The organism is Dyella acidisoli, from assembly GCF_030160295.1.
In the GTDB taxonomy this organism is placed as follows: Bacteria; Pseudomonadota; Gammaproteobacteria; order Xanthomonadales; family Rhodanobacteraceae; genus Dyella_B; species Dyella_B acidisoli.
Map to the genome: position 1 here is coordinate 703,443 of NZ_BSOB01000010.1, position 14,333 is coordinate 717,775.

General features: G+C 59.8%; 8 protein-coding genes. 6 read left to right on the top strand and 2 right to left on the bottom strand.

Annotated elements, in window-relative coordinates:
• The first annotated feature begins 64 nt into the window (after positions 1–64).
• The 5 genes from QQJ86_RS08215 to QQJ86_RS08235 all read left to right on the top strand — a co-directional run bounded on the left by QQJ86_RS08215 (position 65) and on the right by QQJ86_RS08235 (position 8,450).
• Positions 65–763, top strand: coding sequence for a response regulator transcription factor (locus QQJ86_RS08215; protein WP_284320421.1), 699 nt, complete (start codon positions 65–67; stop codon positions 761–763).
• A 78-nt stretch (positions 764–841) separates the two neighbouring features.
• Positions 842–2,212 carry a HAMP domain-containing sensor histidine kinase gene (locus QQJ86_RS08220; RefSeq protein WP_284320422.1) on the top strand — a complete coding sequence of 457 codons (1,371 nt, stop codon included), beginning with the start codon at positions 842–844 and terminating at the stop codon, positions 2,210–2,212.
• 320 nt (positions 2,213–2,532) lie between these two features.
• Complete coding sequence (locus QQJ86_RS08225) at positions 2,533–3,711, top strand: efflux RND transporter periplasmic adaptor subunit (RefSeq protein WP_284320423.1); 1,179 nt, start codon at positions 2,533–2,535, stop codon at positions 3,709–3,711.
• Between the two features lie 63 nt (positions 3,712–3,774).
• Positions 3,775–6,972 carry an efflux RND transporter permease subunit gene (locus QQJ86_RS08230; protein ID WP_284320424.1) on the top strand — a complete coding sequence of 1,066 codons (3,198 nt, stop codon included), beginning with the start codon at positions 3,775–3,777 and terminating at the stop codon, positions 6,970–6,972.
• Complete coding sequence (locus QQJ86_RS08235; protein WP_284320425.1) at positions 6,969–8,450, top strand: efflux transporter outer membrane subunit; 1,482 nt, start codon at positions 6,969–6,971, stop codon at positions 8,448–8,450. The genes QQJ86_RS08230 and QQJ86_RS08235 overlap by 4 nt, the downstream gene beginning before the upstream one ends.
• A 21-nt stretch (positions 8,451–8,471) precedes the next feature.
• Here the strand turns inward: QQJ86_RS08235 and QQJ86_RS08240 are convergent, their stop codons facing one another.
• Positions 8,472–9,146, bottom strand: coding sequence for a Fe2+-dependent dioxygenase (locus tag QQJ86_RS08240; protein WP_284320426.1), 675 nt, complete (start codon positions 9,144–9,146; stop codon positions 8,472–8,474).
• Between the two features lie 149 nt (positions 9,147–9,295).
• Here QQJ86_RS08240 and QQJ86_RS08245 point away from each other — a divergent pair, with 149 nt between their 5' ends.
• Positions 9,296–10,858, top strand: coding sequence for a tetratricopeptide repeat-containing sulfotransferase family protein (locus QQJ86_RS08245; RefSeq protein WP_284320427.1), 1,563 nt, complete (start codon positions 9,296–9,298; stop codon positions 10,856–10,858).
• A gap of 89 nt (positions 10,859–10,947) precedes the next feature.
• On the opposite strand, the gene QQJ86_RS08250 is transcribed toward QQJ86_RS08245, so the two are convergent.
• The gene (locus QQJ86_RS08250) at positions 10,948–14,166 is read right to left on the bottom strand and encodes a TonB-dependent receptor (protein ID WP_284320428.1); all 3,219 of its coding nucleotides are present in this window, start codon (positions 14,164–14,166) and stop codon (positions 10,948–10,950) included.
• Positions 14,167–14,333: the final 167 nt, after the last annotated feature.

Genomic DNA, 14,333 nt, shown 5'->3' on the forward strand with positions numbered 1-14,333 from the left:
GCCCCGTATTTTTTTGCCTGCGATAGGCTATGTAGAGGTACCGAACCACCCAAGACCGCCCAGCATGCGCTGCCTGTTGATCGAGGACGACATCCAGACCGCCCGCTTCATCCACGATGGCCTGCTTCGCGCCGGCCACGAGGTGACGCTATGCGGGGACGGTACCAGCGGACTGCAGCAAGCCGTTGCCCATGCCTGGGACGTGATCGTGCTCGACCGCATGCTGCCCGGCGGTATCGACGGGCTTACCGTGCTTGCCTCGCTGCGTGCCCAGAACGATCACACACCCGTGCTGGTGCTCAGCGCGCTGGCCAGCCTCGACGAACGCGTGCGCGGCCTGCGCGAGGGTTGCGACGATTACCTCACCAAGCCCTTCGCTTTCGAGGAACTGCAGGCGCGCGTCGAAGCGCTGGGCCGGCGCGCTGCCCTGGCTGACAATCCGAACGTGTTGACCGTAGCCGATCTATCGGTGGATACGCGCACCCGTCGCGCCTATCGCGCCGGCAAGCCGATTGCGCTGCAGCCGCGTGAATACCAACTCTTGGAATACCTGGTGCGCCATCAGGGCGAGGTCGTCACGCGCAAGATGCTGCTGGCAGCGGTGTGGGGCTACCACTTCGATCCCGAAACCAATGTCATCGACGTGCAGATGAGTCGTCTGCGCAATAAGGTGGATCGTGATTTTCCTCTCTCGCTGATCCATACCGTGCGCGGCGTGGGCTATACCGTCCAGCCGACCGCCGACGAAGCCGTGCATGACTGAGAGTCTGCTTTCGCATGCCAAGTGCCCCGCGTGCTGCCGCATGGCGGCCACTCAGACGCAACGAGGAGTGCTTGGCATATGAAAACAGACTCTAAGCTGCGCCACTCGATCGTTTTTCGCCTCGCGCTGGGCTACGGCCTGCTGTTCCTGTTTTCGATAGTCATCATCTCCATGGTGTTCTACGTCGGCACCGCCGGCCTGCTGGCGCGCAATAACGATCGCCAGATCGTCACCATCGCTCATCAATTGGAACAAGTGCACGATCGCAGCGGAAACGCGGCGCTGGTTCAGGCCATCCATACGCTGCTGACCGATGACAAGGATGTGGAAACGGAGGTGTACCTCCTGCTCGATTCGCACAGCAAGAAGCTGATCGGCAACCTCACCGCATGGCCAACCCTGCCCGACGCGAACGACACGTTGATCAAGCTGCAGGTACAACGCCTTGAGCGCGCCTCGAACAGCCGCCTCCTGGTTCATCGCTTCGACGACGGCGGCTTGCTGGTCGTCGGACGTGATTTGCAGGAACAGCGCCAACTCGAGCGAACGATCCTGAGCGCCCTGGTGATAGGCGGCCTGCTCGGCTTGCTGCTGGCCATGCTGGGCGCCGCATTGTTCAGGGCACAACTGCAGGCGCGCCTGGCTTCCATCCAACAAACCACGCACGACGTATCCGGTGGCAACCTGAGCCGTCGCATCGTCGTAGCTGTCACGGCTAAGGACGAACTTGCCAATATCGCGCGCGACGTCAATCGCATGCTCGACGACATCGAGCGTTTGATGGACATTGCACGCAATGTTTCCAATACCATCGCGCACGACTTGCGCACGCCGCTGGGACGGATTCGCAGCGCGTTGGAAGAAACCTTGCAGCAACCATCCGAATCACAACGCTGGCAGAGCGCAGCGCACTACGCCATCGATGAAATCGATACGTTGATTGGCGTATTTGAGAAGCTGCTGCAAATCGCCGAAGCCGAATCCGGCGTGCGACGGCAACAATTCGAACGCCTGCCACTACGTCCCGTGCTGAACGATCTAGTGGAACTCTATCAACCCGCCGCCGAAGCGCAGGGCATGCAGCTGAGCATGGATGTCGAGGGTGACCCCGCCGTGCTCGCGGATCGAGACCTGATCGCCAACGTGCTCGCCAACGTGCTGGACAACGCGCTCAAGTACGCCGGCAACGGTGCGCACATCCGCCTTTCCACCCGGCAAGACGAGCATGACGTGCACATCGTGGTGCAGGACAACGGGCCTGGCATTCCACGCGAAGCCATGACACGCGCCACCGAACGCTTCTTCCGCGTGGACGACAGCCGCAGCCAGCGTGGCAATGGGCTGGGGCTTTCCATCGCGGCGGCGGTGGTGTCACTGCATCGCGGGGAATTGACGCTCGAAGATGCGCAACCCGGGTTGAGGGTGTGCATGCTTTTACCGAAGGCGTGAGGTTACGGAGACCACTCCCTCTCGCGGAGAGGCTGTAAAAAAACCTTACACCGTCGTCCCGGCGAAGGCCGGACGCAGCGCGAAGCGCGAAGAACGTCCGAAGGACGGCCCCGAAGGGGTGAGCGAAGCGAATCACCCAGTGACGTTGTTTGCGGATCAAGACGCTGGGCCACGGTCTTCGCCGGGGCGACGAGCATGAGATTTTTTTCACGTTCTCGGAATGGAGAGGGAATCACGCCCAACCTTTCCAAACCGTAACTATTCCCCACCCGCACCCACCGCTATGGTCCCGAGGACGAAAGCCCTCTTGAGATCGTTTCATGCCCTCCAAGCGCGCGCCCATGCTGGCCCTCGCCATCGCCGCAGCCGTACTCGCCAGTCTGGGTTATATCTGGCTCGCTCATCGCGAATCGCCGGCACCGGCACCCAACACCGGCGCCGACACGCACAGCGTCACCCTCACCGACACCCAAGCCAAGCAGGTCTCGGTGATCCAGGTAGGTGCGCACACGTTCGATACCTGGCGTCAGGCGGTCGGCTACATCGACTATGACGGGGGCCGCATCGCCCAAGTATCCAGCCCATACACCGGACGCGTGGCAAGCGTCGCCGCGGAGGAAGGGGATACTGTCCGCAAGGGGCAACTGCTGTTCACCATCGACAGCCCCGATCTGCTGCAAGCGGAATCGGCCCTGCTCGCTGCGGATGGCGTGCTCACGCTGAACCGCAAAACGCTCGCCCGCGCACAAAAGATGCTGACCATCCAGGCCAGTGCGCAAAAAGATGTGGAGCAGGCCATCTCCGACGAGCAAACCGCCGAAGCCAGCTATCGCGCGGCACGCAACACCGTGCTGCTGTTCGGCAAGAGCGAGGCGGACGTCGACCACCTGCTCGCCACGCGCAAGGTGGATGGCGAGTTGCGCATTCTGAGTCCGTTCGACGGCCTCGTTGCGAATCGTTCGCTGGCGGTAGGCGATTTGGTGCAACCCGGCGGTTCGCCCACACCCTTTACCGTGGCCGATCTTTCCAGCGTGTGGATGGTGGCGAACATGCCCGAGGACGATGCTGCTGCGTTGAAGCTGCATCAACCGCTTGCCATCACCGTGCCAGCCTTGCCTGGCCGCACGCTGCACGGCGAAGTGAGCTACCTCGCCAGTGCCGTCGATCCGAACACGCACACGGTGGTCGTACGCGCTGACGTCCCCAATCCGGATCGCGTATTGCGTCCGCAGATGCTGGTCGATGCCGCTGTGCAAACGGCTGCTGCGGAACATTCGCCCGCCGTGCCTGAAGACGGCGTGGTGCGCGAAGGCGACGGCACCACCATGGTGTACGTCACGCAGGACGGCCACCGCTTCGAACAGCGCATCGTGAAAGTCGGCAAGCGCCAACAAGGCATGGATCAGATTGTCGATGGGTTGAAAGCCGGCGAACGCGTTGCCGGCGAAGGCGCCTTGTTCCTCGACAACATGCTCTCGCAGCAGCCGGACGACGACTGAATCGTCGCCACGCACGCACCGCTCTCACTTTTAGACACCTTCAGATAAAGAAAGGCGCCACCCGTGTTACGAGGCATCATCGCTTTTGCGCTGTCCCGACGTTCCGTCGTGATGATGGCCTTGCTGGCATTCATGGCCGCAGGGCTGATGGCGTACAGCAAGCTCAATATCGAGGCGTATCCCAACCCGGCACCGGTGATCCTGGAGATCACCGCACAAGCACCGGGCCTGTCGGCCGAAGAAATGGAGCGGCTCTACACACGCCCGATGGAACTGGGTGTCGCCACTACGCCCGGGGTGGACAACATCCGCTCTACCTCGTTCTACGGTTTGTCGTTTGTACGCGTCACTTTCAAGTACGGCATCGATTACAACTTCGCCTATACGCGTACCGCGATCAATCTGCAGCAGAACGTCAGCCTGTCCAACAACACGCAGCCGCAGATTCAAGCTTCAAGTCTGGTCGGTGAAATCTTCCGCTATCAGGTGGCAGGACCGCCGCATTACGGCCTGACCAACCTGCGCACGCTGCAGGACTGGGTGGTGTCGCACCGATTGTTGTCGGTACCAGGCGTGGGTCAAGTGGTGACCTGGGGCGGCACCACCAAGGAATACCATGTCGACGTGGACATGCCGAAGCTGCAAGGCTACAAGATCACGCTGCCGCAGCTCATCACCGCGCTTAGCAACGCCAACGAGAATGTCGGCGGACGCACAATCAATCTCGGCCAGCAATCGGTCAACGTGCGCGGCGTCGGCCTGATCGCCGATACCGACGACATCCAGAACGTAGTGCTGTCGCAGAACAACGGCACACCCGTGCTGGTAAAAAACGTCGCCAACGTGTCCGTCGGAACGGCCCCGCGCCTGGGTAAGGGCGGACGCGACGACCAGAGCGACGTGGTGACCGGCATCGTGGTGATGAATCCCACCGAGCGCACGAATGAGGTCATCGCGCGCGTCAAAGCGGAAGTGGACCGGCTCAACCATGACGGCACCCTGCCGCCAGGCGTCAAAGTCGTTCCGTTCTACGATCGATCGACCTTGGTAGCGGTAACCACGCACACGGTATTGCACAACCTGATTTTCGGCTGTCTGCTGGTGTTTCTGATCCAGTGGATTTTCCTGGGCGATTTGCGCAGTGCGCTGATCGTGAGCGCCAACATTCCCGTTGCACTGTTCTTCAGCATCATCATCCTGGTGTTGTGCGGCGATTCGGCCAACCTGCTCTCGGTGGGCGCGGTCGACTTCGGCATCATCGTCGACTCAGCGGTGATCATGATCGAGAACATCTTCCGCAACCTGCAGAAGAGCGAAAGCGAACGCAAGGAGCTGCTGCACTACTACGCCGAAAGCCGTGGCGGCGCCGGTCCCACCGGCCCGGGCAGCCATGGCTGGACCGATCGCATCCGCTTGCTTTACGTAAGCGTGATGCAAGTGGATCGCGCGGTGCTGTTCTCATCCGCCATCACCGTGGCAGCGTTCATTCCGTTGTTCACCATGCAAGGCGTGGAAGGACAGATCTTCAATCCGATGGCACGCACGTATGCGTATGCCTTGTCAGGCGCACTGATCGCCACCTTCACCGTCACACCCGTGCTCGCCTCGCTGCTGCCCAAGCACGTGAAGGAGGTCGAAACAATTTTCGTGCGCGCCATTCGCAGCGTGTATTCACCGGTGCTGCGCTGGGCTTTGCACCGGCGGAAACTCACCGTGGGCCTGGGCTTGGGCTTTCTGTTGCTGGCGGCGCTGCTGCTGCCGCGCATTGGCACCGAGTTCCTGCCGTCGCTGGAGGAAGGCAATCTGTGGATCCGCGCCAGCATGCCGCCGACCATTTCGCTGGAAGCCGGCATGAAGATGGTCGATGGCATGCGGCATATCCTCAAGTCGCATCCGGAGGTGATCACCGTGGTGTCGCAGCATGGCCGCCCAGATGACGGCAGCGATGCAGCCGGCTTCTACAACGTGGAACTGTTCGTGCCACTGAAGCCCGAAAGCGACTGGCCGAGCGGTGATAGCAAGACCAAGCTGGTCGCCAGCTTGCAGAAGGAATTCGCCGCGGAATTTCCTGGTGTGGGCTTCAACTTCTCGCAGTACATCCAGGACAATGTGGAAGAAGCACTATCCGGCGTGAAAGGCGCCAATGCCGTAAAGATTCTCGGCCCCGATCTGGGCGAACTGGAAAAGCTTGCCGATGAGGTGATGCACCAGATGCAGCAGGTGCGTGGCGTGCAGGATCTGGGCGTGTTCCATGTGCTTGGCCAGCCCAATCTCAACATCACCATCGATCGGGCCAAGGCCGCGCGCTATGGCCTCAATACCGGTGATATCAATACGGTGGTCCAGGCAGCACTGGCCGGCGCGCAGGCTACGACCGTACAAGAAGGCGAAAAGCAGTTTGCATTGGTGGTGCGATTGTCTTCGCAATACCGCTCCAGCATCGACGCCATCGGCAATGTCATGGTGGGCTACACCAATAACGCCGGCAACACGGCGTACGTTCCGCTGCGCGAGGTAGCAAATATCTCGCTCGATACGGGTGCCTCCTACATCTATCACGAGCGCAATGAGCGCTATATCCCAGTGAAATTCAGCGTCCGCGACCGCGACCTGGGCAGTACGGTGGAAGAAGCACAACAACGCATTGCGCAGAATGTGAAACTGCCCAGCGGTTATCACTTGTCGTGGGCTGGTGAGTTTTCCGACATGCAGGAGGCAAAACAGCGCCTGGCTGTCGTGTTGCCGGTTGCCATTGGCTTGATCCTCGCCCTGCTCTTCACGCTGTTCAACTCCATGCGCGACAGCCTGCTTACGCTGGCATCCATTCCATTTTCCATTGCCGGCGGCATCATCGCCCTTTACTTGTCCGGCCTTAACCTGAGCGTGTCGGCGGCTATCGGTTTCGTATCGCTATTCGGTGTGTCAGTGATGAACGGCATTCTCGTCATCACCTACTTCAATCACCTGCTGTTCGAGGGCAAGCCGCCGTTGGAGGCGATGTACCTCGCTGCGGAACAACGTATGCGCCCGATGCTGATGACGGCGTTCTCTGCATGCATCGGCCTGTTCCCGGCCGCCATTTCGCACGGCATCGGCAGCCAGGTGCAGCGCCCACTTGCCACCGTGGTGGTGGGCGGCATGTTGCTGGGTCCGATCATGTTGCTGATCGTGGCACCGGCACTGCAGGTGATCGTGGTGGAATGGTCACAGGCACGCCGCGGGCGGCGGCGGTTCGCCGGTGAGGAAGGAGGTGCGGCATGAACCGTAGCGCGCGCGCTCGCCTCCGTGGCTTTAGCGTTTTCGCGCTGGCCACTCTCTGTGCCGGCTGCGCCGTCGGCCCCGACTATCATCGCCCCAGCGTACCATCGCCGAATGGCTTCACGCGCGCACCTATGCCGGCGGCGATCGGCGCTGCCACGACGCATGATGCACAACAATTCATGCAGGGCGATTCAGTACCGCGTGACTGGTGGCATGCGTTCGAGTCACCGGCTTTGAACGACCTTGTTCAGCGCGCACTGGCACACAATCCCACCGTCGACGCAGCCCAGGCTGCGCTGCGCCAGGCGAAGGAAGACGTTGCTGCGCAGCGCGCCAGCTTTTTCCCTACCCTGCAAGCCAGTTATTCGCCGTCGCGCAACCGCAATGCCGTTGGCACGATTTCGCCGACACTCAGCTCTGGAGCCACCTACTACACCTTGCACACGGCTCAGCTGAGCGTGGGCTACGTGCCAGACGTGTTCGGCCTCAATCGCCGCACCGTCGAATCGCTGAGTGCGCAGGCCGATATGCAGCGCTACCAGTTGGACGCGACCTATCTCACCCTGGCTGCCAACGTGGTGAACGCAGCCGTGCAGGAAGCTGGACTGCGCGCCCAGATTGAAGCAACTCGTGCGACGATCGATGCCGATACGCGCGCGCTATCCATCCTGCAACAACAAGCTGCGATGGGTGGTGCTACGGCTTTGGATGTCGCGGCGCAAGCCGCAGCACTCGCACAGGCTCAACAAAATCTTCCCGCACTTCAGAAACAGCTTGAGCAAACGCGCGACTTGCTCGCGGTGCTGATCGGCGAACCACCTTCACAAGCCGACAATGCCGATCTCGACCTGGAAGCGTTGCATTTGCCATCGGCGCTACCGCTGAGCTTGCCATCTCAGATCATCCGCCAACGCCCGGATGTACTGGCGGCCGAAGCGCAGGTGCATGCGGCCAGTGCAGAGGTCGGTATCGCGGTCGCCAACCGCTTGCCGCAGCTCTCGATCTCGGCGCAATACGGCGGCAGCTCCACCCAGTTCAGCCGCATGTTCAGCGACGACAACCTGTTCTGGAGCCTGACCGGCACCGTATCGCAGACACTATTCGACTTCGGTGCGTTGAAGCATCACCAGCGCGCGGCGGAAGCGGCCCTGGATCAAAGCAAGGCGCAATACCGCAACGTGGTACTGACGGCGTTCCAGAACATCGCTGATACGCTGTACGCACTCGATGAGGACAGCAAGGCCCTCGCTGCCGCCACTCAGGCCGAAGCAGCCACGCGCAAAACGCGCGATCTTACCGAGCAGCAATTGCAGCTTGGCGCCGTCAATGCACTGGCCTTGCTCAGTGCCGAGCAGGCTTATCAGCAGGCAGTGATCGCGAGGATTCAGGCAGTAGCCGCCCGCTATACCGACACCGTGGCGCTCTATCAGGCACTGGGTGGCGGCTGGGATGCCCACGGGCAAGCGAAGGAAGATTGACCTAGCGTTCCGCGTTACTGATCAGATTTCCGCCCACATGCGAATCAAGTTCGCGCGGGACTTGCTGATCAAATCGAAAGTCGGGCTCTTGCCTTCGCGTTTGAAAGTCAAATGCTTGGCGTTTTCCATATCCCACAAGATCTCCCGTTGCGCGGGATCGCGTATCTGGCTTTGCACCCAAATGATCGCCGCATCGCGCACGCCGCGGGTGACGGGTGTTACGTGATGCAACGTGTTGGCGGGATAGGCAATCGCGGCACCCGCCTCAAGTTTGAACTGGCTGCTGATGCCATTCATGAACACGGTCAACTCACCGCCATCGTAGCTTCGTGGGTCGGAGAGAAAAATGGTGATGGCAATATCGCTACGTATCGCATTGCTCATGCTGCCCATGACCGGCGTATCCACGTGGGGGCCGTATTCCATGCCTGGCCCATAACGGTTGAACAATACCGACGTCGCCATCGCCGGCAGCAACGCCGTCTGCAATTCACCGCTGCGCATGAAGGCCTCACGCACGATGCGTGCAATCTGCTCATATTCGGGCGCACCCGGCGTCACCTGCAGATTCCGCTTTACCTCACGCGCGGACCAGCCGGCCGTACTGGCTCCGTCCATAAAAGGCGCACTCTGCAGTTTGGCCTGGATGGCTGCCAGCTCTTCAGGGCCGAGAACGGCGGGGACACAATGAATCAAGGCGGTAACCCTTCATGAGGTTGCATGACGCCTTCCATGGTAATCGCACACCTCAGCAAGCGGAACGCCTGCCGCTGCGGGGCCGGTTTTACCGCGAAGAACATGCAAGACTAGGCATTGATTCTGAAACCATCCGCGTCAGGTAGCCCATGTCGCCACCCTCCCTCTCTCCCGCAGCAAGCCAGTGGCTGAGCGAAGCCGGCAAGGCGTTATCCCAAGGGCGCGCGGATTTGGCCGAGCAACCCTTAAAGCGCGTGCTGGCCGAGGCGCCTAACTTTGCGAACGCGCAGTTCCTGTACGGCATAGCCTGTCAGATGCGGGGTGACCACAACACCGCCGCCAAGTACATGCGCAAAGCTGCACAGCAACGTCCTGATGACCCGAACATCCTCACGAATCTAGGCGGCGCCCTTTACGATTCTGGCGCAACCGAAGAAGCGTTTGTTTGCCTGCGCCGCGCCACAGAACTGGCCCCCATGCAAGCATCCATTTGGTACAACCTTGGCAAAGCCCAGAAGTTGCACTGGCAGTTGGACGAGGCTGCGGATGCTTTGCGACGCGCCCTCGATCTGGACGAACGGCATATCTCTGCGCGCATCACGCTTGCGGACATCTTTACGATCCGCGGCAATATAGCTGAGGCAGTCGCCGAATACCGCAAAGTGCTGGCCCTTCAACCTGATCAGGCGCATGCCTGGCACGCATTGGCCAATCTGAAGACGGAGTCGCTCACTCTGATAGATGCGAAGCAGATCCATAGCGTTCTGCAAAACCAACAGCTTGCGCCCGACGCGCGCGTATCACTCGGCTTCAGTCTGTACAAAGCCCTGGAAGACCAGCATGACTACAGCGGCGCTTTTCAGGCACTACGCGAGGCCAATGCACTCAAACGCCAGCTGGTCCAGTGGGATGCTGCGGCGGAGCGCACCCATATCGACGCCATCATCGAAACATTCCGCCGTCCGTTGCCGACACCGCTCGATCCAACCCTCGGGCACGAGGTGATCCTGATCGCCAGCCTGCCCCGCTCCGGATCGACCTTGGTCGAGCACATCCTTGCCTCGCACCCGCTGGTGGAAGGCGCCAATGAGATCCCGAACCTGTCACAGGTCCTCGACGAAGAATCGAAACGGTGCGGCAAGGACTTCCCGCATTGGGTGGTTGACGCCACGGCGGAGGATTGGGCGCGCTTAGGCAAGAGCTATCTGGCCCGCACCGCCCACTGGCGCGCCAAGCGCCCTTATTTCACCGACAAGGGGTTGCAAAACTGGCAGTGGGCCGGCGCCATTCGCGCCATGCTGCCGGGCGCCAAGATCATCAACTGCCATCGTGACCCAGTCGAAACTTGTTTTGCCTGCTACCGCCAGCTGTTTAGCGAAGGCATCCACTTCAGCTATGACCTGGGCGATCTGGCCAGTTGCTACAACGACTACCAACGCCTCACCGATTACTGGCAGGAACGTTATCCGGGCCATGTGTTCGACCTTTCCTACGAGACGCTCGTACGCGACCCCGAGACACAGATTCGGCAATTGCTTTCATTCTGCCAACTGCCGTTCGACGCGGCGTGCCTCTCGCCGCATCAGACACAACGTGACGTACACAGCACGGCGAGTGCGGCACAAGTACGCCAACCCATTCGAGGCGATACGGCACGCAGTCCGCGGTATCGGGATTTCCTGGAACCGCTGATTCAACGTCTCCATCACTGAAACGAAAAAGGCCGCCAGATAACCGGCGGCCTTTTTCTTTCCTTCCGTTACCGGTGCCATTCCTGACACCGGCGAACTGCCTACGGGAATTACCAGTCGAACTTCACGCTGAAGTCCGCGTAGCGCGGCGCTTCCAGCGCGGTCGGCGTTTTGTAATTGGGCTGGAAGTTGCCCCCGCCGTTGACCGCGGTGGTCATATAGCTCGAAACATACAGCGTCGCATTCTGCTCGTTGAGCAGGTTGTGGACCATCGCCTGGAATGTCAGGTGCTTGTGGCCCCATGCCGGTATGTAGGTCAGTGCCAAGTTGATCTGATGGATCCACGGCGTGTGACCACTCGCGCCCGGAGGAGACGGCATACCGCCGTAACCTATTGGGGTTGGGACACCATTGACCAGCACGGTCTCGGTCGAATTGCCTGCGGGTACGCCACCACAGAAGTGCTGGTAAGAACCACCATAAAGATCTGTGTTCAGCGTCGGACCGTAACCGCTCAGACAAATGTTCGGCGCACCGGACTGGATGATATAGGTGCCGCTGATCGTCAATTCCGGCGTAATGGCATAGGCGCCAAAGGCCTTGAGGGTGTGACGACGGCTGTTGGGCAGTTCACCGTTGGCGTATTGCATCAGGTCGGGGAAGTCCCACTGCGCCGTGGTGGAACCGGAAAGACCACCATTCTGCTTGTTAACCTGAGTCTGGTTCGAGATCTGACCCGTCGCCGTTTCAGTCGGACCTTCACTCGAACCCCACGACCTCGAGATCAGGTAGTCGACCTTGGCGTACCACTTGCCGTCCCAAGTGTGCTCCAGATAGCTCTCCAAACCGTAATACTTGCGCGACGGCTTCGGGAAATATACGCCCGGGAAACTTGGATTTACATAAACCCCCTGGTTGGTGTTCGGATTCCACGTAGCCAGACCGCAGGGCTGTTGAATGTAGTTGGTCTTGCCCGGATTGATCAAGGCACCAACAACGGTGCCACACGCGACGAGATCAGTGTCATCCACGAGGTTACCCACCTTTTGATAGGTGGCCTGCGTACCGAACGTCAAACCGGTATCACCGAGGGTCTTCTGGAAGCCGAGGACGAATTCATCCTGATATTCGGGCTTCAGGTTCTTCGAAGTGTAATCCAGGCCATTTCCGGGAACGCCATTCTCGCCATCGGGCGAGTAAAAACCTGGCTTGGTCACGCCCGGGGCCAGCGTCATCGCAACCGGCGTCAAACCTTGAGGTATACCGTTCGGGCCAATGGAAGTGTAGGTATAGGTCACTTCACCGTTGACAGTGCCAAACGCTGAGTTACGTGCTGCCAGGCCCGTCGGCAACGCCAGATAGTAGCGACCCGCATTACCGAACAGCTTCGCCGTGCTGTCGCCGAAGATGTCCCAGCTGAAGCCAAGACGTGGTGCCCACTGCGGCCTGGTCTCACGCACGTATTCTACGCCACCGGGCGCGATATTCTTGAACGAGTCGTTGCGTATTCCAAGGTCAAGCAGCAGGTTCGGCATGACCTGCCAACGGTCCTCGATGTACTGCGCCTTTTGCATGACTGACAGGTTGATGTCCGAACCCGCGAGATTTTCCTGCACATACCTTCCGGCGACGGGCGTCGTGACGTAGGGCGCAGTGGAAGAGTAAACGGGAAGCGAGTTGCCGTCGTTATAGACCCAGGTACCACCGCCGAGGCTGCTGAACCCGTCGTGGTCGTCATGGGTCTGCAGATTATCGATACCGAACTTCAGATCATGCGTGTCCGTGATTTTCCAATCAAGGTCGATACGCAGGTTGGTGGCCTTCGACTTATGATCCGGATTGCCCTGCTGCGTCGGATACAGATTCGGGACGTTAGCCAAATTGGCGTAACCCGGAGTGGCGGCTGACAAAGCCGGCGAATACAGCACCGGCTGTACGTTACCGCCAGGTAGCGACGTGAAATATGTGCCCTGCATCTGTCCGGCCAACACTTCGAGTGTCAGGCTGTCGGTGATGTAGGAGGTGTACTTGAGAATGCCGATATTGAAGTCTTGCTTGCTCAACAACCCCGGACCGTAATAATTACCGACGCTCTGGTTCGAGTAATTGTAGTTGTAGTAGTTGTTGCTGCTGACGTCGGAGTTGCTCTTGACGCCCGTCAACTCAAGAATATTGCTGTCGTTGATGTTCCAGTCCAGCTTGCCGTAAATCTTGGGCGAATTCGTAGCGGTCGACTGCCAGAAACCTGCAGGCGTTGAAACACCGTTGTTTACAACACCGGCCTGGTTGCTGTCGTGCTGCCATTCGGCAGTGATGTAGAAGAACAGTTTGTCCTTGATCAGCGGGCCGCTGATGTAAGCGTCATACACCGTTTCCCAGTCGCTGTTCTGTTTCTGGCCATTTTCAATGTGGCCGTACCCAGCCCCATACGGGGTGGTGCCCTGGGTGGCAGCCCAGGAGGAACCCACCGGCACGAGCGGATTCGAGTAATAGATATTGTCGTAGCCGCTTTCCGCAAAAGTCGGTCGGTAATCAACGTACGCACCGAAGTGCCATTGATTGCTGCCGCGCGCACCGAGCTGGCTGATCACGCCACCGGTCGAGCGGCCATACTCGGGACCATAACCGGAGGTGATGGTCTGCTGTTCGGCAATAGCGAAATAAGGTAGCGAGATGCCGCCCGCACCACCAATAATATCGGTGGTATTGAAGCCGTTGATGTAATAGGCGTTTTCAACGACGCTGTTGCCACCCATTGAAACCAGCGGCGCACCGTTCGGACCCGTGCCAAGGCTGGAGGCACCCAAAGTCACGCCCGGCGCCAGCAATGCAATGGACTCCGCATTGTGAGCAATCGGCAGATCTTTCAGCTGCTGCGCGGTGAGGATCGCGCTTTGGCGCGTGTTGGTCACATCGATCGGCGGGATCGCATTGGCGGTCACCGTTACGGTGGCCAAATTCTTGGTTTCCTTGGAAGCGGCAAACGACGCGGTGGCGGCGCCGGCCACGGTGACAACTACGTTGTCTTGCGAGGAGATCACTTGGCCATCGCTTCCGACCAACGATACCTTGTAGGTGCCCGTCGGCAAGCTTGCGGCGTAGTAGTGGCCACTGCCATCTACCGGCACAGAGCGCGTAAGGCCAGTGCCGACGTTGGTCAACCGAACGGTTTCGCCTGCCGCAACCGGCGCACTACCCGTGATTGAACCTGTCGTGGCCTGCGCCAGCAGTTGTCCCGAGAACCCAAACCCCATCGCCACTGCAACGGCCAGCGCAGTGTGACGCACCTGCATCCTGTTCGATGCAGACTTAAACTTCCTAATGCTCATTTAGATGTGCTCCCCAGCAGCAAAGAATATACAAAGAGGTAAAGGCCGCAAAAAACGCTCCTCCTAGGTCCAGGACCCACCTAGACCAGATCAAGAGCGGACGGCTTTTTTCTTCCCCATCCCCGACAAATTGCTCGGACCGCTTCTTTGCTTAACGGCCCTTTAGC